Genomic DNA, 19,082 nt, shown 5'->3' on the forward strand with positions numbered 1-19,082 from the left:
CGATCACCTGTGGTCTCCGTCACGCCGCAGGGTGCGCACGGTATCGGTCGAATGCAGTTTGTCGGGGTTGCGGACCGCATACAGCGTCGTGATGCGGTCATTGGTCAACTCGACCATGAGGACGGAATCGAGCCGCCCGTCGGCGGATCGCAACAGGACCGCGGGCAGTGCATTGAAGATGCCGAATTCGGCGCGCATATCCGCCATGCTGGTCCGGGCCAGGCGGATGAGGAAATTGGCCACCTGCGCGGCGCCGCTGATCGGGCGGAGCGCGGCATGGACCTTTCCGCCGCCGTCGGAGATCTGCACGACGTCCGGCGCCAGCACATCCATCAGGGTCTGCACATCACCGGTATCGGCGGCCCGCACGAACTGGCTGATTACCGCCCGGCTGGTATCGCTGTCGGGTTGAAAGCGCTTGCGGCGGGCCCGAACATGTTCCCGGGCCCGGTGCGCTATCTGGCGCACGGTGGTATCGGATTTGCCGATCATGCCGGCGACCTCGACCAGGCTGTGGCCGAATACTTCCGACAGCACGAAGACCGCCCGCTCGGTCGGACCGAGTGTCTCCAGTACCAGCAGCATGGCCATGGACACCGATTCGGCAAGCAGCACATCATGACTGGCGTCGTGCTCCATGCGGATCGGTTCGGGCAGCCACGCGCCCATATAGTCCTCGCGCCGACGCCGCAGCGACCGTAATCGGTTGAGCGACTGCCGCGTAACGATCTGCGTCAGATAGCCGCGCGTATTCTCCACGGTTTCCGGATCGGTCTCGCGCCAGCGAAGATAGCTGTCCTGCAACACATCTTCGGCATCGGCCGCGCTGCCGAGCATCTCGTAGGCGATGGTGAACAGCAGCGGCCGCAGCTCGTCGAACGCCTCCGCATCGTCCCCCCGGCGAACCTCGCCGACTACCCGTCGATCTTCCACGAATACCAACGTATCCGCGCCAGGCGTTCCAGGCGTTGCGGACCGGTCGGCGTTTCGCCGGGCCGAGGGCTACCCGCCCGGCTGAATATCCGCCGCCGTCCGGCTCAGTCCGCGAATGAAGGTGCGCGCGGTGAACCGGACCAGCTGATCCCAGGTGTACGGGTGCAGCGTCTGCCGCACGGAGGTGAAGTGATCGGCCAGGCCGGTAATGGTGGACCAGGCCAGCGGCAGCACCAGCCCGAGTTCGTCCTCGGGCACGTCGAGCTGTTCGCGGGCCAGCCTGCCCACCGTGGTGCCGAGCGTGCCCAGTAGTCGTCCCGCCGAACCCGCCAGCGCGATCGCGGCCTCCGGGTCCAGACCGGATTCGCCCGCGATGAGCACCCAGATATTGAGTTCGCGCCCGAACACCTGATACACGGGCAGATACGCGGTGGCGACGGTCGCGAACAGCTCCTCCATATCGTTGACCGATTCGCAGGCCGGTCCGATCTCGGCGGAGAGCTCGTCGAGGCGTTCGGCGTAGAGCATGGCGAACAGCGCTTCCTTGTTCGCGAAATAGGTGTAGAGCGTGGCCGTGCTGATACCGGCGACCCGGGCGACATCCCGCATTTGCAGTGCCGCATAACCGGCTTCGGTCAGCCGCTGCCGGCCCGCGGCCACAATGTCCCGGCGGCGGCTGTCCCGGTCACCCCATTTGGTCGCCATCGCCCGCCTTTCGAAATGCCGCTCATCACTGGACGGTTCAGAATGCTGGCGTGCCGCGGAGCTTGTCAAACCGCCGCGGCACCCAGGTCATCGGAGTTGATTCCGCAGGATCTTGCCGCTGGCATTGCGGGGGATCTCGGCAACGAATTCGAACTCCTTGGGCACCTTGTAGCGCTCCAGACGTTGGCGGACATGGGTTTTCAGATCTTCGACGCTGGGCTGCGGCGTGTTCTCGTGCAGCACCAGGAAGGCCTTGAGAATCTGCCCGTACTCGGGATCGGGCATGCCGATCACCACCACATCGGTGAACGCGGGATGGGCGGCGAGCGCGTTCTCGACTTCACCGGGGAACACGTTCTCCCCGCCGGAGACGATCATGTCATCGCTGCGGCCGTCGATATAGAGCCGGCCGTGCCTGTCGAAATGGCCCTTGTCGCCGGTGTCGACATGGTCGTGCACAACGATTTTCGCTGGCACCGCCGTCTGCGGGTCGGGGGAGTAACCGCTGTAGACGAACCCGCTGCGGATGAAGATCGACCCGATTTCGCCGACCGCCGCATCGGTATGGTCGGGGCGCAGCACCCGGGCGGAGACGCCGATCGCGGGCCTGCCGAGCGTGCCCGGCGCCTCGATCAGATCGGCCGGGGTGGCGATGGAGACGATCCCGGCCTCCGTCGAGCCGTACCCGTTGATCAGGATCGGGCCGAAGGCCGTGGTGAATTCGGAGATGGTGGCCGGACTGATCGGCGACGCCCCGGTCATCACGACCCGCAGCGATGACATGTCCTGCCGCTGTTCGAGGGGTACGCGCAGTAATCGCTGCAACATCACCGGTACCGCGATGAGAGCATCGGCGCGATGGGTGCGGATATCGTCGAGCATCTGCTGCACCTGGAATCGGCGTCGGCACACCACGGTTGCGCCGAGGCTGATACCGCCGAACATGGCCACCAGGCCGAAGCCGTGGAAGAAGGGCGGCCCTACCCAGATCGTATCCCCGGACCGCAAGCGGGTGATACCCATTGCGCTGGCGCCCATTTCGAGGATGGATCGCAGATTCACCGAGCGGGGAACACCTTTGGCCAGTCCCGTGGTTCCGGAGGTGAGCAGTGTGACGCCCACGCTGCTGCGCACCCGCGGTGGGCGCGGATGCCGCTCGGCGGCAAGGGAATCCAGACTCGGACACGACGTTGCGGGTTGCCCGTCGCGCCAGGCGTGAATATGCGATCCGGCGAAATCCGATGCCGCGATCGCATCGTCGTACTCGTCATCGGCAATGAGGATGTCCGGACCGTGCCGCCGCAGCACGGCGCTGAGCTGGGCCGCGGGCAGCTCGGTATTGACGAAGATCAGTTCACAGCCCAATTGTGCTGCGGCAGCGGTGGCTTCGATGAAGCCCCGGTGATTGCGGCACAGGATGCCCACCGACCGGGGTTCGTGCGCAACGGCATGCAGTCCGGCGGCAATCGCTTCGGCTCTGGCCTGCAATTCGGCATAGGTGATCGTCCCGGCATCGTCGATGACCGCGATCCGGGCCGGATATCGGGCGGCGGAGGTGGCGAGCAGGGAGGCCGGTGTCGGCCCGAATCGCCACAGCCCGCGCACAATTCGGGTCGCCTGGGCGGGCGTGGGCGGTCCGAGCAGACCGGAGTTGAGCAGTGCCGATATCGCGGCCCGCCACGGCTGCGCAGCACCACGGTCACTGAACATGGCTGCTGACCTCCCCGGCATCGGGAGCGCTGGTGTGCACCCGCGCGAGCGATTCCCTGGTATCGCCGAGGTGGCTGTAGACGAAGCCGATCAGCACCTCGAGCGGGGTGCGCGCGACCGCGGACAGGATGGCCGACGGGTGCCCGTAGATCGGTGTCAGGGTGCGTGGTTTCCGCACCGCCGCACGGGCGATCACGCGCGCGGCGTCCTCGGGCGTCTGGCCCGGCAGGGTTCGCATCCATCGACTGGGCGCGCTCATCCGGGTATGCATCAATCCGCCGTACACGGTGGTGAGGGTGACCCCGTCGACGCGGGCCTCCATGCCGACCGCTCGCATCCAGCAGTCGAACGCCAGCTTCGAGGACAGATAGAAGCCCCATTTCGGCACAATCGGAAACATCACGCCGACCGTGGACATGTTCACGATGTGCCCGCTGCCGCGCTCGCGCATACCGGGCAGCAGCGCGAGCGTCAGGCGCATCGGGCCGAGGTAGTTCGCGCCGGTGGTCGCCGCGAGATCCTTGGGGCGGTCGTAGGACAGGTGGATGGAACGGCGTAATGACTTGCCCGCATTGTGAATCAGGTGGTCGACGTGGCCGTGGTCGGACAGGACCGATGCCGCGAACTCGGTCACCGACTGCTCGCTGGTCAGATCCAGCGGGTAGACCCGCGCGATACCGCCGGCCCTGTCGATCTCCGCGGCCAGCTCGCGCAGCGCGTCCATACTGCGCGCGCCGAGCACCACGGTCGCGCCCGCCGCCGCGAACAGTCGTGCGGTCGCCGCGCCGACACCGAAGGAGGCGCCGGTGATGACAACGACCTTCCCGGCAACCTCCGACCGCAGCCGGCTGTCGCCGCGCAGACCGCGCGGACCGACGAGGTGGGCGAGCCCCCGCGCGATCGGGTGATGAACCAGTGGATGTTGCGTGGGCGGTGACGGGAGAGACGTCATCGTTGACCCTCATTCATTCGTTGACAGCCATGGAGCGCGGTTCATTTTGAACAAGGTTCAGAATGGTCAGATGCTGCACGCGTGTCAACCCCCGGTGTGACGGGCCGATGAACGGTCAATATGAACACCGTTCGGCCATGAGTCGCCAAGGCCGGTCGGTGCGGAAGTGCCGGGATCGGGCGGTTCAGGCAGATGGCGATCGGAGTGTGCAACGATCGACGTGTTCACCTTGAGGAGGCGTCTTGCGCAGAATTGCTCGGGTACTGCTCGTTATGCTGGCTGTGATGTGCGGGATGGCATCGATCCTGCCCGCCGCGCTGGCCACACCGAACACGACGAATATCGATGACTTCACCTCGCGGAAGATCGACGAGCTGCTGGCGGCGCGCACCAGCGGTGCGAGCAAGGGCGACCTGGTCGAGCTGCTGTCCCGGCAGTTCCTGGGCACGCCCTACACCGCGGATATGCTCATCGGCTCGGCGAGCCAGCCCGAACAGCTGGTCATCGACTTCCGGGGGGTGGATTGCTTCACCTATCTCGACTATGTGGAGGCGCTCAGCCGATCTGCCGATCGGGATCAGTTCGTGGCGAACCTGATTCAGACGCGGTACCGGGACGGGCAGGTCGACTTCCTGCACCGCAAACACTTCTTCAGCGATTGGGCCTATGCCCCGCGCATCGCCGCGGCCGATATCACCGGGTCCCTGAGTCCCGCCGCGGTGACGGTGGACAAGAACCTCAATGAGAAGTCCGACGGCAGCAACTACCTGCCGGGGCTGCCGGTGGTGGCCCGGGGAATCACCTACATTCCCAGCTCTGCCGTGGACGGCAATGTCATCGGACAGCTCCGCACCGGTGATTACATCGGCGCGTACGCGGACCAGCCCGGCCTGGATGTCACGCACGTGGGGATCTTCGTCTCGACTCCCGCCGGCCCGGTCTTCCGCAATGCGTCCTCGCTGTCGGCGAACAACAAGGTGGTCGACTCGTCGTTCAGCGACTACGTGCGGACGACTCCTGGAATCGTTGTGTACCGCGCGCAGTGATCTTGGCGCTCATACGGAATGCCGGCTCACACGGACTGCCGCAGCCGCCTCGGCATCGCGACCTGCCACGATTGCGCTGATCGGCCGATGCGTCGCAGTAGGCGCAGCAGCGGGATGCTGAAGATCCCGGCCAGCCGGGTGTAGGGCCAAATGGCCAGCAGCAGCATGACTATCAGGCCGCGCGCCTGGTAGATGGCGGGTGCGTGCGCCATGACCCCGGGGTTGGGATGCAGTGCCACCAGCGAGCGGCACCAGGTGAAAAGCGTTTCCGCGGTGCGATATCGGTCGTTGGTGGAGTAGGGGTCGAAGGTGATCAGGACCGAGGAGAGCAGGGCGGCGACGACCACCGGAATGGTGATGCGGTCGATCGGAGTGATCCGGGGGCGGGCCTCGGCGGAGATCAACGGCGGGATCAGGATGACACCGGCGCCGATCACCGCGAGCGGGACGGCGATGATCTGCAGTGCCGAGAGGAGCAGGTGGGCATTGCCGGTGGTGCGTGAATGTGGTCCGGCCAGCAGCACTTCGGCGATTCGAGCCGCGAACATCCCCGCGGCCCCGAGCCGGAAGGCCACGCTCCCGAACTGCTGTCCCCGATCGGCGCGCGGACAGTAAAGGTAGCCGAGGAACCTATCGGTCCGGTAGCGCCAGACATGCCCCGCGATACACGAGGCGAGCGCGGCGCCGGGTAGGAAGACCCATAGCACGTACATCATGGTTCGACTTCCCGGTTCTATCCGATCCCGCTGTAGTGCACCACTGTTGCACGGACACGGGCGCTGGGATAGAGGCGAACAGTAGCCAATTCTCTGTCCGATAGCTGGCCCGGATTCGAGGTCGATCGGTCGCCTGTGCGCCACTGGTTTGCCGCTGGGCGTGGTCTTGGTCATCAGGGGAGTGTGAGGACTTGCCCCGGCAATCCGGGGCATTCGCCGAGGAGTCGAATCTGATACGGATTCGATTGTGTAGTACCGTTTTTCGGTTTTTCATGGTTGCCATAGAGTGGGCGACCATGACTCGTAAATTTCTGTGGGCCGCTATTGCCGCTGTGGGCGTGACCCTGGCCGGCAATGGTGTGGCCGCCGCCGATTCCGGGGTTATCGAAGCGAACAATGCCGACTTCATGGTCGGCGACACCCTGTATTTCTCGGGCTGGCTGGGCGTGAACAACTGCGCGATCACCGCCGACGGCAATGTGGGCTGCGATCTCGCTCCCGGCAACAAGCTGTGGGGCATCGTGCCGATCAGCGATATCGTCATCGACGGATCGTTCCTGCCCGCACATCCGACCTTCGGGCTCGGCGGTCAGCACGGGCAGCCGGGCAGCCGCTGGCTGACCGATGTGCCCCGGCCCGACGGGAATGTCTATGCCGGAACCCGATTCGACTACGCGGGCGCGAGCTGCCTCGGCGGTCAGCCGCGCGGCGCCGGGCTGACCTGTTCCTCGCACGGCCACACCTTCACCCTGGGCACCTCCACGACCATCAGCTGACGCCGCTATTGCTCTGCGCCGGTCGGTGGTATCGCGTAGATTCCGGCGCGTGAGTTTTCTGGGTGGGGTTTTCGGTTCGAATCGTAAGCAGTTCGGTGCGCGGGCGTTGGCTGTGGTGCGCGGTCAGAGCACCGTGGTGGCAGCGGATTTCGATGCCGCGGCCTTCGAAATCAGTTATCGGACCCATGACGGTGAGCGCGGCCGGATCAATCTGACCACCGTGTTCAAACGCTGTCGTGGGGCCTCCGCCGAGGACACCGAGCGCATGCTGTCGGATTTCCTCACGATGACCCCGTCGCTCGGCGCCGCCGAATTGCCCGACGGCTGGGCGGCGGCCGCCCCGTGCCTGCGCCCGCTGATCCGCCAGGCGGGCCAACTCGATCAGCGGATGGAGGGCATGCGGATCGCGGACCACACGCTGTGGCGGCCGATTCTGCCGTGCCTGATCGAGACGGTGGTCATCGATCAGCCGACCGCCATGAAGCGGGTCGGGCCGAGCGATCTCGAGGAGTGGGGTGTCGACGCCGACACCGTATTCGCCACCGCGCGTGGCAATCTCGCCGGTGCGGCGCTCGACACCGTTGCCGGTTACGACCCCGGTTCGAAGGCCGGGATACTGCATATCCCGGACAACGACGGCGATATGTATGCCGGATCGCTGCCCCTGGTGGACGGCTGGCTGGCCGGTATCGGCGCGAAAGCCGGTGCGCGGCCGATAGTTTTCATCGCGCAGAACGTCGGTGTGCTGATCGGCGCCGAATTCTCGGAGCAGCACGTGGTGCGCCTGGTGCAGCTGGCGCGGCAGCTGTTCGACGATGCGGTCCGGGAGGTGTCGCCGGTGCCGTACACCGTGGACGACGACGGGCGGCTGATCCCGTATCGGGTGTCGCGTGATCACCAGGCCTGGCGCGAGATCCGTTCCGCGGAATCGACATTGGCCGCCTCGGTGTACGGGCAGCAGTACGAGCACCTGCGCGCCGACCTGGATGCGGACCTGACCGAGGACCGGGCCGCGAAGCTCATGCACGCGCGTCAGCAGGACGGCACCGAGATGACTTTCACCCCGTGGACGGATGCGGTTCCGACCCTGCTGCCCCGGGCGCACAATGTCACGCTCACCAATGTCGAGACCGGCGAGACCTTCGGCGTCTCCTGGGAAATACTCGCTGCCGCAGTTGATTTGCGGCCTGTCGAGGGTATTCACCCGGAGCGCTATCGCGTCGAATACCATCCCGAGCCGGAGGTCATGCAGCGCCTGCGCGCCTCGTCCGGTATGCACTGACGGCCTCGTCCGGCATGCACTGACGACGTTCTCGGTCCGGCGCGTCACGAGCAGTGACCGCCGGTGAGCTCGCCGGCATTCTCGGCGAGCACCACCGCCATCTTGGACGGTGCCGTCGCGGCATCGTCGAACGTCCCCGAATCCGGTTGTGCGGCAAGAGCTACCGCGAGAGTTCCGGTACGGGTGGGAATCAGGCCGAACTGGCGCACGGTATATGCCAGCAATCGGTGCGCCGGGCCTGCCGAACGGAGCCGGGCCTATCTCCACGGGTGTTCGGATCGACTTGTCAGGTGCTGTCGGCCGGTTCGAGGTTCGAACGTGGCATGTCTCCAGTGAGCGCACTCTCCCTCGCTCGACGAGGCCACGGTGGGGCGGCACCGCCGGCTTCTGATGCGGCGCGGTGATTCGGGCGGGGAAATCCGGCTGGTTGGCGGGGGTTGAAGGCACAATGTCGCCATGCGGACATTTGCCCGATTGTTGCAGGTCAGCGTTGCGGGGGCGCTGGTAATGGCGGTCAGTCATGGCGTCACGGCTGCGCCGGTAGCGAGCGCTCAATTGCCCTGGCCGACTGCCGAGCCGGATGGGGTGCAGGCGCCGGGGGCGGCTTTGGCCGACGGGGTCGTCGGGACGGTGCTGTGGTCGCGACAGGCGACTACGCCGGTGCCGATCGCCAGTATCGCGAAGGTGATGACGGCGTTGGTGGTGATCAATGCGGGCGACCTCGAACGGACGATCACGGTGCCGCCGGAGAGTGCTGCCTACTGCGCCAGGTATGACGGGAGCACTGCGGGGCTGGCGCCCGGTGAGGTGCTCACCACGCGACAGTTGCTCTTCGCGATGGTGCTGCCGTCGGGCTGCGATGCCGCCTATACGCTGGCCGAGGGGTATGGGCCGGGCCAGGACGGGTTCATTGCCAAGATGAACGGCACGGCGCGGGAAATGGGCATGATGGCAACCAATTTCGCCGATCCCAGCGGACTGCCGAACCCGGACGACTACTCCACCTACTCCACGCCCGCGGACCTGCTGGCCCTCGGTCTGCGCGCGATGAACCTGCCGATGTTCCGTGAGGTCGCGGGAACGCGGGACTATCATCTGCCCGCCGGCCCGGGCAATCGCGATCACGTCTGGCGGACCACGAACCTGCTGCTGCGCGAATACCCGGGCACCATCGGCATCAAGACCGGCTCCACCGACGCCGCGGGAGCCTGCCTGCTGTTCGAGACGGTGCGGGCCGGAATACCGCTGATCGGCGTGGTCCTGCACAGCTCACCGGGCAGCGGCGTAGCCGCGAAGGAAGACGCCGAGCGCATGCTGAACTGGGCCTACGACCCGGTCCTGAGCGCGCTGCCGATCGGCTAGCACTCGTCCAGCGCCCGCACTGGACGGGAACAGCGGGTCCCTTTCCATCTCGAATGTTGGTCGGTGGCTGTCGCTACGGTTCTCGTATGAGCGAACTCGGGAATCGTAGATCGATCTCTCCGGCGCGTGGCTGACGAAGTCGGACTTCTCCGATGCGGACCTGCGCGGCAGCGATATCTCGGCGCTGGATCCGTACAACGCGGAGGTGGCGCGCGCGGTGATCGATCCGGATCAGGCGATCACCCTCGCCTTCACCCTCGGCCTGAAAGTCCTACCGGGATAAAGGCCCTGAAAGTCCTACTGGGATAGGGCATCGAGTCGCCGAACCGGCTCGGGCCCGGCAGCTGCCGGGCCCGAGCCGGTCGCTGGGCTGGATTACTCCGCGGTGAGGCGTACGGGGAGTTCGCGATGCCCGTTGGAGATGAAGCCGATGACAGGAGCTACGTCTGCGGGATCACCGGCCAGTCGCAGCTCCGGGAAGCGGGCGAACAGCGCAGGGAGAGCAATGCTCGCCTCGAGCCGGGCCAGGGGAGCGCCGATGCAGTGGTGCACACCGTGTCCGAAGGCCACGTGATCCTTGTCCACCCGGGTGATATCGAAGGAGTCGGCGGTGTCGCCGTGGATCTTCGGATCACGCCCGGCAGCGGCATACGAGGCGAGGATGGCCTCGCCCTTGGGGATTCGAATACCGTCGATCTCGATGTCCTCCACGGCATAGCGCAGCGGCAGATGAGCGACGGGCGATTCGTACCGCAGGGTCTCCTCGATCACGTCGTCCCAGCTGACCTCGCCCGCGCGCACGGCGGCGAGCTGCTCGGGATGGGTGAGCAGCGCGAAGATCGCCTGATCGAGCAGATTGACCGTGGTCTCGTGACCGGCGTTGATGACCAGCATGAGCGTATCGACCATCTCCTTCTCGGTCAGCCGTTCGCCGTCCTCATCGCGGGTATTGATCAGCACGCTGGTCATATCCTCGCCGGGGTTGTCGCGGCGGAAGGCCACGAGTTCCTCGATGAGCCCGAACATTTCGAGGTAGTTGGCCCCGGCGGCCTCCGGCGAGATCTCGGTATCGAAGAACCGGGCCACACAGGTGCGCAGCGCGGGCTCGCGATCGTCCGGCACGCCCATCAGCTCGGTGAGCACCTGGATCGGCACCGGATAGGCGAAACCCTCACGCAGGTCCACGGTTTCGCCCGCGGGGGTCGCGGCCAGCCGGTCCAGCAGGTCGGTCACCAACTCCTCGATGCGCGGGCGCAGCGCCAGGGTCCGGCGATTGGTGAAGGCCGGCGACACCAGCTTGCGCAGGCGCCGGTGGTCCGCGCCGTAGGCGGTGAACATATTGGTCGCCGCCACCCACGGGAACAGCGGCCACTCGGGGGTGACCTCGCCATTGCCGAAGGCCGCCCAGTGCTGCGCCGGATCCTTGGACACCCGCGGATCGGCCAGCAGCCGCTTGAGTACGTCGGCATCGGTCACCGACCACGCCGGCACGCCCATGAGCTCGATCAGGGTCACCGGTCCGCGCGCGCGGATACGGGCATTCTCGCCTTGAATGTCGACGCCGGTGAGGTCCAGCGCCAGGGGTTCGATCGTCACTGCTGTTCTCCTACTTCACATTCAACGGCGGGCACGCGGGGAAGACCACCGGCAGCGCTGCCAGCGCGCGGTGGAAAGGCCCTGGACGCCAAGATAATTCATCAACCGGAACGGCGAGACGCAGCTCGGGCAAAGCGTCGAGCAGTTGGTCGATCGCCTCCTGCGCCACCAGCGAGGCCACCGACTTGGCCGGGCAGGCATGCGGTCCGAGGCTCCAGGCCAGGTGGGAGCGGTTGCCGATGCGTTCACCGCCGCCGATCGCGGGGTCGTTATTGCAGGCGGCGAGGCTGATGAGTACCGGCTGGTGCGCCGGCAGCCAGGTGTCGCCGATCAGCATCGGCTGCCGCGGGAAGGAGGTGGAGAAGTTCGCCACCGGCGGGTCGTTGAACAGCACCTCGTCCAAAGCGTCACGCGTGGAAAGGCTTCCGCCCAGCACGTCGCCGGCGAACCGATCGTCGGTGAGGATCAGCCGCAGCGTATTGATGATGAGATTCTGCTGCGGCTCCAGCCCGGCGCCGTACAGACTGATGATGTTGGCGAGCATCTCGGTGTCGTCGAGTCCGGCGTCGTGCTGCAGCAGCCGGGTCACCATATCGTCGCCGGGTTCGCGTTTCTTGAGCTCGATCAGCTCCAGCAGTGCACCGCTGAGCATCACCATGCCCTGTTCGGCCTTCTCGTCGACCGAATCGAACAGGGCGGCCATACCCTGGGCCACCCGCTGCCCGATGGCCGGTGGGCAGCCGAGCATTTCATTGAGACCGGCGAAGACGAGCGGGAACGCGTACTGACTGATCAGCTCGACCTCGCCGCTCTCGCAGAACGAATTGATCAGCGGAATGGCTTCGCGCCCCACGATGGCGTGCAGACCGTGCAGGTCCACCCCGTCGATGGCGCTGACATTCGCCTGCCGGTACCGCCAGTGCGCCGCACCCGCATTGCGCAGCACATTCGGGTACCACTCCATCATGGGCCGCACCGGGCAGTCCGCGGGAATCGTCTCCTGCCAGATGCGCGGATCGGCCGGGAAATGATCCGGATCGTTCAGGATCCGCACCGCATCGTGATAGCCGATCACGAGCGTGGCTGCCACTCCGGGCGCCAGCTCCACCGGTGCCAGCGAGCCGTAGCGGCGGCGCAATTCGCGATAGCAGCCGTGCGGGTCGGCCGCGAATTCGGCGGAGTACAGCGGGAAGCGCGTCCCCTCGACAAGGGTCGACGGTCCGGTCGAAGTGGTCAAAGCTGTGACTCCTGACGAGATTGAAACAAGAACTCGACGAGTGTGATGAGCGACTGCACGCACGTACGCCGATCGCGTGCGTCCAGGGCGGTCAGGGGCGTGCCCTCGGCGAGGTCGAGGGCGTCGCGGATCTCGGCGAGCGGATACCGCTTCGCGCCCTCGAATTCGTTGACCGCCACCGCATACGGCACCGCGCGCTGTTCGAGCACCGACAGCACCTCGTCGGATTGTTCGATCCGGCGGGTATCGACGAGCACCAGCGCGCCGAGCGCTCCGATGGCCAGCTCCTCCCACAGCGGAATGAAGCGCCGCTGGCCTGGAGTGCCGAAAAGGTACAGGGCCAGTTGGGGGTTGAGGGTGATGCGGCCGAAGTCCATGGCGACCGTGGTGGTCGTCTTCTCCCGCAGGCCCGCCAGATCGTCGACGCCGACACTGGCCTCGGTGATCGTCTCCTCGGTGCGCAGCGGCTTGATCTCCGAGACGCTGCCGACGAAGGTGGTCTTGCCGACGCCGAAACTCCCCGCCACCAAGAGTTTTACCGATTTGGTCACGGTGGGCGGCAGATATTCGACACCCGGGGGCTGTAATTGCGGTCGATCCGACTCAGACCGCAAGGGCGCGAAGCCCATTCAGTACCTCTTCCAGCAAGCTGACGTCCGGCATGGTGTGCGCAGGCGTCCGGGTTATCAGGTGACCGCTGTCGAGCAGGTCGGCGACGACGATCTTCACCACCGAGGGCGGCAGATCGAGATGCGCCGCGACCTCGGCGAGTGACAGCGCACTGCGGCACAGCGCGAGGATGCGGCGTCCGTCGGGAGTCCCGCCCTGTAGCGGGACATCGGCGGCGACGATCACGGTGACGAGGTCCAAAAGGCGTGTCGGACGCGAACGTCCGCCGGTGCGTACGTACGCCCGGACCAGATCGGGATCACGTCGCGGCCCGGTCATGTCAGAGCGCCGCCGCGCGGCACAGCGCCGAGCTCGTGCCCGACCCGCGCGGCGAGCTCGTTGAGCCGGTGCGCGACCAGCGCCACATCGACCTCGACGGTCGCCGACACACCGATGACCGCACCGTCGCCGGCGGCGGTAATGAAGATCATGCCGTCGTCGTACTCGGTGACGTTCTGGCGCACATTGTCGTGCGGGCCGCCGCAGAATTCACCGAGCGCCTTACCCAGCGAGCGCAGCCCGGACGCGGCCGCGGCGAAGCGCTCGGCATTGTCCCGGGTGATATTGCCCGAATGCGCGATTCGCAGGCCGTCCTCGGACAGCAGTACGGCGAACCGCACCCCCGGGATATCTAGGTCCGAAAGCATCCAGCCGAGCCGGTTGGAGCTGTCGGCCGGGCTCGCGGACGGCGCCGCATTGTGCGGGCCGGTCGCTGTCGGTGAGTTCACGAGTTCATCCCTTCGGTCTGGTCGGCTTCGGCGGCGGCGACGCGGCCGCTGACCGAACCGCTGCGCCACGCCACTGCGATATCGGGTCGAGCGAGTTGGAGAGTCGGTGCGGGGGTGGAGGATTGCTGCACCCCCGGCTGAACCACGGTGCGCCGCCGCCGTTTCGCCAGTCCGCTCGCGGTGAGCGCCGCGGCGATCTCGGCATTGTCGGCTGCGGGTTCTTCCACGGGGAACACTGCTGTCGTCGTCGCCGCGGGCTCCTCCTTGACTTCTTGCGGTGCCATGAGCAGGGATTCGGGGATGTACACCATCGCCCGCACACCGCCGTACATATTCGGGCCGTCGATGTAGACGCTGAATCCGTAGCGGCGCACCAGCGCCGCGATACTGGGGAAGCCGATCTTCGGCGCCGGGCCGAGCTCGAGAATATCGATCGAGCGCTCGCCCGCGAGGACCTGGCGGGCATCCTCCAACTGCTCCGGGCTCATGCGCACACCGGCATCGTCGATGAGGATTGTCACGCCGTGGTGACCTTCCTGGAAACTGATATCGACGAACGAGGTCGGCGGCGAATAGCGCAGCGCATTGTCCAGCAGCGTCGCCACGGTGTGCACCAGCGGCTCCACCACGCGGCTGGCCACCACCCGATCGGCCTGGGTGGAACGCACCCGCAGGTAGTCGCGCACGCGCCCGGTGGCGCCGCCGACCACATCGGTCACCGACTGCTGCGGCCACCGGCGTCCGGGCAGGCCGCCGCTGACGATCACATAGGACTGCGCCTGCCGGATCATCTGCTGCACACTGTGGTCGATGCGGATGAGGGTTTCGTACACCGCGTCGTCCCGATGCTCGCGCAGGGCGGCGCTGACCACCTTGCCGACGTCGGCGCCGAGGCTGACCACCGAGGTGCCGAACGAGCGCACGGCGGCGCCGGTCACATCGCGCGAGGCGCCCTGCGCGGCGTCGCGCACGGTCTGCATCTCGGCGCGAACGGCCTGCTCCGCGTTGGCGATTGCGAGCCGGGCCTCCGCCTCGATCTGCCGTTTGCCCTGATCCGCGGCTTCCGCGCAGAGCAGTCGGAGATCGTCCGCATGGTATTCCACGCCCTGCCACACCAGCGGGGGCAGCGCCGAATCTTCCAGGCTCGGTGGCACTTCCAGAGCGGTCAGCGGCAATCCGGGGCGGCGGATCGACTCGGCGACCGACGGCAGCGTCTTGCGGACAAGCTGTTCGAGCAATTGCTCCCAGCCCCGCACCCGCGCGGTCAGATCATTGGCGCGGGTCCGCTCCGCGCGCAAACGCACCGCGGTATAGGCATTCGCGGCGACGGCGAGCACAAGTAGGGGAACTAGTATCCAGAGAAACATCACGGCCATAGGGGTTTCGTCAATCCTGTCGGCTACACCAAGGTCAGGCGCACTTACGCAAATACGACCGACCGTAGCCCACAACATACCTATTCCGTTATCCCAGCGATACTTTCACGTGAGATCTCCGCAAACTGAGGGCTCGCGCGGGTTGCTGCTCAGCTGCTGAGTTCGTCCACCCAGGCGGTGAGGCCCGCGAGGAAGGCCGCGCGCTCCTCCGTGGTCAGGCGGGCCATGGCGCGCATCAGGGGTTCGGACCTGCGGCCGACGAATTCCGCGACATCCGCGCGGTGCTCCTCCGGAACCGACAGCAGGGTCCGGCGATGGTCGGCCGGATCGCTGTCGCGGCGCAGCCAGCCCGCGCGGGACAGGTCGCCGGTGAGCTGGCTGGCATTGGTCAGCCCGATGCCCAGCCGGCGCGCCAGATCGCCGACGCCGACCGGGCCGGCGGACAGGGCGTAGACCAGCGCGGCGCCGTGCCGGGGGCCGAGCCCATTGGCCTCGAAGGCATCGCGCAGCGCGGGGGGCATATCGCCGTGTGCGCGCCGCAGATAGCTGGAGATCATCGGCACGACCGCCTGCAATCGGCTGCGGTCCTCGGCGCTGACCGGTTGTGGCTCGGCCACCCGTCCTCCCCTGTGCTCTCGAAAATCCGTCCTTGACAGGGTCACTCTACAACTTCAAACTTCTGAATAGTTCTTAAATATGAACTATCTGGATCCCGGTGTGCGCCGGGGCGTCGGGAGGATGGCCATGACAGGTCCACAGCAGCCGGAAGCCGGGGAGTACTTCGAATCCGTCTATCGTTCGCAACCACCGACCGGGGCCGTCATCTCGGCCGCCGGCTGGGATATCGGTCAGCCGCAGCCGCTGGTGGTCGAACTGGCCGATACCGGCCGGATCCGCGGCCGGGTGCTGGACGCCGGCTGCGGTACCGGCGAGAACGCGCTGTATCTCGCGGGCCGCGGATATGACGTCACCGGACTGGATTTCGCGGCTACCGCCATTGCGAATGCCCGGGCGAAGGCGACGCGACTGGGCATCCGGGCCGAGTTCGACTCCGCCGATGCCCGTGAATTCACCAGCTACGAGGACAGTTTCGACACCGTTCTCGACTCCGGTCTGTTCCACACCTTCACCGGACCGGATCGAGTTCGCTATGTCGCAGCCCTGCGCCGGGTGACGAATTCCGCTGGAGCAGTGCATATCCTGGCGGTCAGCGATGCGGCACCGCCTGGACCGGGACCGCGCCGCATTACCGAAGCCGAACTGCGCGAAGCGTTCGCCACCGGCTGGGCTATCGAGGTGCTGCGCCGCGGCGAGATGCTGGGATCGCTGCCCGGACGCGGCCCCGCCTCGATCCCGTCATGGCTGCTCACCGCTCGGAAGAGCGCGTGATGAACCGGACGCTGCACTGGATGCTGCGCGGGCTGACGCTGCTCGCCGGGGTGGACGGACTGACGCAGGCCATGTTCGCGGGGCGCTTCATGTCCGGCAGTTACCGTGCGCTGGACGCGCATTCGCTCAACGGGCTCATTCTCGGGGGCATCTCACTACTGGAGACCATTGCGTTCGCGGTGGCCTGGCGGCGCGGGGCGCTCTCGTGGACCTTCTGGACGAGTCTGGGACTCACCCTGGCCTGCGGTATCGAGATCATGCTGGGGCACAAGGCGATTCTGGCGATACATGTCCCGCTCGGTGTGCTCATTATCGCCGGGTTGCTGGCACTGCTCGTGCAGGCGTGGCGTACTCCGGTGCTGGTCGGCGCTGATGCGCTGGGGGACAGATGAATGCGATGAGCCGCCGGGACGTCTTCCGGCTGGCCGGGGCGCTCGGTGTGGTGGGCGCGGCGGGTGTGGCCGCGGGCTTCAGGTTCGCCGGTGACAGCGCGACCGTCGGCGCGCAGCTCACCTCGGAAGTGGCACTGCCCGAACCGTTCACGCGGTCGCTTGTGGTGCCCGCGGTGCTGGCGCCGGAGCGCCGGGACGCGGATACGGACTACTACCGCATTACCCAGCGCCGGGCGATGGCGCAGATCCTGCCCGGTTATGCCACACCGATTTTGAGCTACAACGGGACTTTTCCCGGTCCGACGCTCGTCTCGGCGCGCGGCAGGCGCACGGTTGTCACTCATCGCAATGAGCTGCCCGTCCCGACCGTCGTCCATCTGCACGGCGGCCATGTGCCGCACGATTCCGACGGCTATCCCACTGATCTGCTGTATCCGGCCGGCTCGGATTCAATGGCCGATATGGCTGGTATGCAGCGTGATTCGCTGGCGCGGACCATGACCGGCGAACGTGATTACGAATATCCGGCGCGGCAGCCGGCGGCCACGCTGTGGTACCACGACCATCGGATGGATTTCACCGGCGCATCGGTATGGCACGGGCTGGCCGGATTCCATCTCATCGTGGACGAGGCGGAGAACCGGTTGCGGCTGCCCTCCGGGGAGCGTGATCTGCCGCTGATGATCACCGATCGGGCGTTCCGTGCGGACGGGTCGCTCATGTATCCGGCGCTGGACCCGGCGATGATGGAAAAGCCCGGTGTGACAGGGAAGTACGTGCAGGGTGTGCTCGGCGATGTCGTTCTCGTCAATGGCGTGCCGTGGCCGGTGCATCGGATTGCGGGTGCGCGCTACCGGCTGCGGTTGCTCAATGCGTCCAATGCCCGAGTCTATCGGCTGCGTATCGATTCACCCGGTGGCCGGGCCGGCGGGTTCGTGCAGATCGGATCCGACGGTGGTCTGCTGGAACGCGCACAACATCTTTCGGCGTTGGATATCGCGCCTGGTGAGCGCTTCGATGTGGTCGTGGACTTCTCCGGTTGCGCACCGGGCGATCAGGTGACCGTTCACAATGATCTCGGCTCCGGAAAGACCGCGCAGGTCATGCGCTTTGTGGTGGGGGAGCGCGCCGATGATCCCTCGATGGTCCCGGACGCGCTCGTTCCGATCGATCGGCTGGACCGGGCGGCCGCGGTGCGCACCCGCCTGTTCGACTTTCGCCGCGGCGATGTCGGCGGCATGGTCGGCTGGACGATCAACGGCCGTGCGTACGCCGTCGACGAGGTCATCGCCGAGCCGAAGCTGGGGGAGGTGGAGATCTGGCGGTTCAGCACCGATCTCAATCATCCGATCCATGTGCACCTCAATCAGTTCCAGGTGCTCTCCCGCAATGGCAATTTGCCGCATGCGACCGATGTGGGCTGGAAGGACACCCTCAATCTGGCGGCTACCGAGGTGGCCGAAGTCGCTATTCGGTTCACCGACTATGCGGGGCGGTTCGTTCTGCACTGCCACAATCTGGAGCACGAGGATATGGCCATGATGGCGACCTTCACCACCGTGCAATAGATCGAATCCGTTGTGCCGCAGCTGGATCAAGGGTCGTTCAATTTTCCTCCGGCATGAACAGACCGATCTACTCGTTGTTCTCGGCGTAGGATGACGGCGAAGATTTCGGATCGAAAGGCTATGGAGCGATATGGATAACTTGATTCAGATGTTTGCCAACAGCTTGGTCAATGGTCTCGGTTGGGGTCTCGGCAACGGTGCCGCCAACGCGATCCTCGGTGCATTCGGCAGCGCCTAGTAGCTCGATGAAGTGCCCGGACTGCAACGGGGCGGGTCACCGCACACTCTCGGGACCATGCGGTGAGTGTGATGGACGGGGCTGGAGCGAGTACGCCACCCAAGAAGGTTTCGAAACCTCCGCCCAGTGGGTGACCCGCCCGGTCCGTTGCGGCGCCTGCTTCGGAAACGGCTACATCTACAAACCCCTGGGCCACTGCCAAACCTGCAACGCCACCGGCCAGGTCCGCCGTGTCGAGGGCATCGTCCCCTGTGACCTCTGTTCCGGATGGGGCTATGTCCACTCGGACACAGAGCGCTACCCCAGTGGAATGCCGAAGCGTCTGGTATGCCCGAATTGCAACGGCCAGAAGCGAATCCCGGGCTACCACTACCTCCCCGGCTACTCCTGACCGAATAGTCCTGCCA

At 66.2% G+C, this 19,082-nt stretch carries 21 protein-coding genes; 8 read left to right on the top strand and 13 right to left on the bottom strand.

Going from position 1 to position 19,082, the window contains the following annotated elements; genetic code table 11:
* Positions 1-3: 3 nt before the first annotated feature.
* The 4 genes from OG716_RS39390 to OG716_RS39405 form a co-directional block, all read right to left on the bottom strand.
* Entirely contained in the window at positions 4-933 is a 930-nt protein-coding gene (locus OG716_RS39390) for an RNA polymerase sigma-70 factor (RefSeq protein WP_405135276.1), read from the bottom strand.
* 69 nt (positions 934-1,002) lie between these two features.
* Positions 1,003-1,638, bottom strand: coding sequence for a TetR/AcrR family transcriptional regulator (locus OG716_RS39395; protein WP_405135277.1), 636 nt, complete (start codon positions 1,636-1,638; stop codon positions 1,003-1,005).
* An 87-nt stretch (positions 1,639-1,725) separates the two neighbouring features.
* The gene (locus OG716_RS39400) at positions 1,726-3,348 is read right to left on the bottom strand and encodes an AMP-binding protein (RefSeq protein ID WP_405135278.1); all 1,623 of its coding nucleotides are present in this window, start codon (positions 3,346-3,348) and stop codon (positions 1,726-1,728) included.
* Positions 3,338-4,300, bottom strand: coding sequence for an SDR family NAD(P)-dependent oxidoreductase (locus tag OG716_RS39405; RefSeq protein ID WP_405135279.1), 963 nt, complete (start codon positions 4,298-4,300; stop codon positions 3,338-3,340). The genes OG716_RS39400 and OG716_RS39405 overlap by 11 nt, the downstream gene beginning before the upstream one ends.
* Before the next feature lie 293 nt (positions 4,301-4,593).
* On the opposite strand from OG716_RS39405, the gene OG716_RS39410 reads away from it, so the two are divergent.
* Entirely contained in the window at positions 4,594-5,346 is a 753-nt protein-coding gene (locus OG716_RS39410) for a DUF1460 domain-containing protein (RefSeq protein WP_405135280.1), read from the top strand.
* A 26-nt stretch (positions 5,347-5,372) separates the two neighbouring features.
* Here OG716_RS39410 and OG716_RS39415 read toward each other — a convergent pair whose 3' ends face one another.
* Positions 5,373-6,062 carry a respiratory nitrate reductase subunit gamma gene (locus tag OG716_RS39415; RefSeq protein WP_405135281.1) on the bottom strand — a complete coding sequence of 230 codons (690 nt, stop codon included), beginning with the start codon at positions 6,060-6,062 and terminating at the stop codon, positions 5,373-5,375.
* Between the two features lie 296 nt (positions 6,063-6,358).
* On the opposite strand from OG716_RS39415, the gene OG716_RS39420 reads away from it, so the two are divergent.
* Both OG716_RS39420 and OG716_RS39425 read left to right on the top strand, forming a co-directional pair.
* Positions 6,359-6,838: a hypothetical protein gene (locus tag OG716_RS39420; RefSeq protein WP_405135282.1), complete on the top strand. Its 480-nt coding sequence runs from the start codon at positions 6,359-6,361 to the stop codon at positions 6,836-6,838.
* A 49-nt stretch (positions 6,839-6,887) separates the two neighbouring features.
* The gene (locus tag OG716_RS39425) at positions 6,888-8,120 is read left to right on the top strand and encodes a hypothetical protein (RefSeq protein ID WP_405135283.1); all 1,233 of its coding nucleotides are present in this window, start codon (positions 6,888-6,890) and stop codon (positions 8,118-8,120) included.
* A gap of 44 nt (positions 8,121-8,164) precedes the next feature.
* Here the strand turns inward: OG716_RS39425 and OG716_RS39430 are convergent, their stop codons facing one another.
* Positions 8,165-8,344: a hypothetical protein gene (locus OG716_RS39430; protein ID WP_405135284.1), complete on the bottom strand. Its 180-nt coding sequence runs from the start codon at positions 8,342-8,344 to the stop codon at positions 8,165-8,167.
* Between the two features lie 232 nt (positions 8,345-8,576).
* Here OG716_RS39430 and OG716_RS39435 point away from each other — a divergent pair, with 232 nt between their 5' ends.
* Together OG716_RS39435 and OG716_RS39440 are read left to right on the top strand one after the other, a co-directional pair.
* A complete protein-coding gene (locus tag OG716_RS39435; RefSeq protein ID WP_405135285.1) occupies positions 8,577-9,482 on the top strand; it encodes a D-alanyl-D-alanine carboxypeptidase family protein in 906 nt (301 codons plus the stop codon).
* 109 nt (positions 9,483-9,591) lie between these two features.
* Positions 9,592-9,765 (top strand): pentapeptide repeat-containing protein, encoded by a 174-nt coding sequence (locus OG716_RS39440; RefSeq protein WP_405140236.1) that lies wholly within the window; start codon positions 9,592-9,594, stop codon positions 9,763-9,765.
* A gap of 92 nt (positions 9,766-9,857) precedes the next feature.
* Here the strand turns inward: OG716_RS39440 and OG716_RS39445 are convergent, their stop codons facing one another.
* The 7 genes from OG716_RS39445 to OG716_RS39475 all read right to left on the bottom strand — a co-directional run bounded on the left by OG716_RS39445 (position 9,858) and on the right by OG716_RS39475 (position 15,705).
* A complete protein-coding gene (locus tag OG716_RS39445; protein WP_405135286.1) occupies positions 9,858-11,078 on the bottom strand; it encodes a cytochrome P450 in 1,221 nt (406 codons plus the stop codon).
* 10 nt (positions 11,079-11,088) lie between these two features.
* The gene (locus tag OG716_RS39450; RefSeq protein ID WP_405135287.1) at positions 11,089-12,315 is read right to left on the bottom strand and encodes a cytochrome P450; all 1,227 of its coding nucleotides are present in this window, start codon (positions 12,313-12,315) and stop codon (positions 11,089-11,091) included.
* On the bottom strand, positions 12,312-12,866 hold the full coding sequence (locus OG716_RS39455; RefSeq protein ID WP_405135288.1) for a GTP-binding protein: 555 nt from the start codon (positions 12,864-12,866) through the stop codon (positions 12,312-12,314). Before OG716_RS39455 ends, OG716_RS39450 begins: the two co-directional genes overlap by 4 nt.
* 52 nt (positions 12,867-12,918) lie before the next feature.
* On the bottom strand, positions 12,919-13,263 hold the full coding sequence (locus OG716_RS39460; protein WP_327141545.1) for a DUF742 domain-containing protein: 345 nt from the start codon (positions 13,261-13,263) through the stop codon (positions 12,919-12,921).
* A complete protein-coding gene (locus OG716_RS39465; RefSeq protein ID WP_327146683.1) occupies positions 13,260-13,631 on the bottom strand; it encodes a roadblock/LC7 domain-containing protein in 372 nt (123 codons plus the stop codon). Before OG716_RS39465 ends, OG716_RS39460 begins: the two co-directional genes overlap by 4 nt.
* Before the next feature lie 77 nt (positions 13,632-13,708).
* Positions 13,709-15,088: a sensor histidine kinase gene (locus OG716_RS39470; RefSeq protein WP_405135289.1), complete on the bottom strand. Its 1,380-nt coding sequence runs from the start codon at positions 15,086-15,088 to the stop codon at positions 13,709-13,711.
* Positions 15,089-15,237: 149 nt separating this feature from the next.
* Positions 15,238-15,705, bottom strand: coding sequence for a MarR family winged helix-turn-helix transcriptional regulator (locus tag OG716_RS39475; RefSeq protein ID WP_405135290.1), 468 nt, complete (start codon positions 15,703-15,705; stop codon positions 15,238-15,240).
* A gap of 127 nt (positions 15,706-15,832) precedes the next feature.
* On the opposite strand from OG716_RS39475, the gene OG716_RS39480 reads away from it, so the two are divergent.
* The 3 genes from OG716_RS39480 to OG716_RS39490 are packed head-to-tail and all read left to right on the top strand — an operon-like array spanning position 15,833 to position 18,437.
* Positions 15,833-16,477 carry a class I SAM-dependent methyltransferase gene (locus OG716_RS39480; protein WP_405135291.1) on the top strand — a complete coding sequence of 215 codons (645 nt, stop codon included), beginning with the start codon at positions 15,833-15,835 and terminating at the stop codon, positions 16,475-16,477.
* Positions 16,477-16,869: a hypothetical protein gene (locus OG716_RS39485; RefSeq protein ID WP_405135292.1), complete on the top strand. Its 393-nt coding sequence runs from the start codon at positions 16,477-16,479 to the stop codon at positions 16,867-16,869. The genes OG716_RS39480 and OG716_RS39485 overlap by 1 nt, the downstream gene beginning before the upstream one ends.
* Positions 16,870-16,874: 5 nt before the next feature.
* Positions 16,875-18,437 carry a multicopper oxidase family protein gene (locus tag OG716_RS39490; protein ID WP_405135293.1) on the top strand — a complete coding sequence of 521 codons (1,563 nt, stop codon included), beginning with the start codon at positions 16,875-16,877 and terminating at the stop codon, positions 18,435-18,437.
* The last annotated feature ends 645 nt before the right edge of the window (positions 18,438-19,082 follow it).

Source organism: Nocardia sp. NBC_01388, from assembly GCF_045040085.1.
Classification (GTDB): domain Bacteria; phylum Actinomycetota; class Actinomycetes; order Mycobacteriales; family Mycobacteriaceae; genus Nocardia.

What these genes read in the sequence shown, in the direction of transcription:
- OG716_RS39490 (WP_405135293.1), top strand. Translation starts at nt 16,875, where the DNA reads ATGAGCCGCCGGGACGTCTTCCGGCTGGCCGGGGCGCTCGGTGTGGTG.
- OG716_RS39400 (WP_405135278.1), bottom strand. Translation starts at nt 3,348, where the DNA reads ATGTTCAGTGACCGTGGTGCTGCGCAGCCGTGGCGGGCCGCGATATCG.
- OG716_RS39485 (WP_405135292.1), top strand. Translation starts at nt 16,477, where the DNA reads ATGAACCGGACGCTGCACTGGATGCTGCGCGGGCTGACGCTGCTCGCC.
- OG716_RS39435 (WP_405135285.1), top strand. Translation starts at nt 8,577, where the DNA reads ATGCGGACATTTGCCCGATTGTTGCAGGTCAGCGTTGCGGGGGCGCTG.
- OG716_RS39420 (WP_405135282.1), top strand. Translation starts at nt 6,359, where the DNA reads ATGACTCGTAAATTTCTGTGGGCCGCTATTGCCGCTGTGGGCGTGACC.
- OG716_RS39395 (WP_405135277.1), bottom strand. Translation starts at nt 1,638, where the DNA reads ATGGCGACCAAATGGGGTGACCGGGACAGCCGCCGCCGGGACATTGTG.
- OG716_RS39465 (WP_327146683.1), bottom strand. Translation starts at nt 13,631, where the DNA reads ATGCTTTCGGACCTAGATATCCCGGGGGTGCGGTTCGCCGTACTGCTG.
- OG716_RS39410 (WP_405135280.1), top strand. Translation starts at nt 4,594, where the DNA reads ATGGCATCGATCCTGCCCGCCGCGCTGGCCACACCGAACACGACGAAT.
- OG716_RS39460 (WP_327141545.1), bottom strand. Translation starts at nt 13,263, where the DNA reads ATGACCGGGCCGCGACGTGATCCCGATCTGGTCCGGGCGTACGTACGC.
- OG716_RS39415 (WP_405135281.1), bottom strand. Translation starts at nt 6,062, where the DNA reads ATGATGTACGTGCTATGGGTCTTCCTACCCGGCGCCGCGCTCGCCTCG.
- OG716_RS39480 (WP_405135291.1), top strand. Translation starts at nt 15,833, where the DNA reads ATGACAGGTCCACAGCAGCCGGAAGCCGGGGAGTACTTCGAATCCGTC.
- OG716_RS39470 (WP_405135289.1), bottom strand. Translation starts at nt 15,088, where the DNA reads ATGGCCGTGATGTTTCTCTGGATACTAGTTCCCCTACTTGTGCTCGCC.
- OG716_RS39405 (WP_405135279.1), bottom strand. Translation starts at nt 4,300, where the DNA reads ATGACGTCTCTCCCGTCACCGCCCACGCAACATCCACTGGTTCATCAC.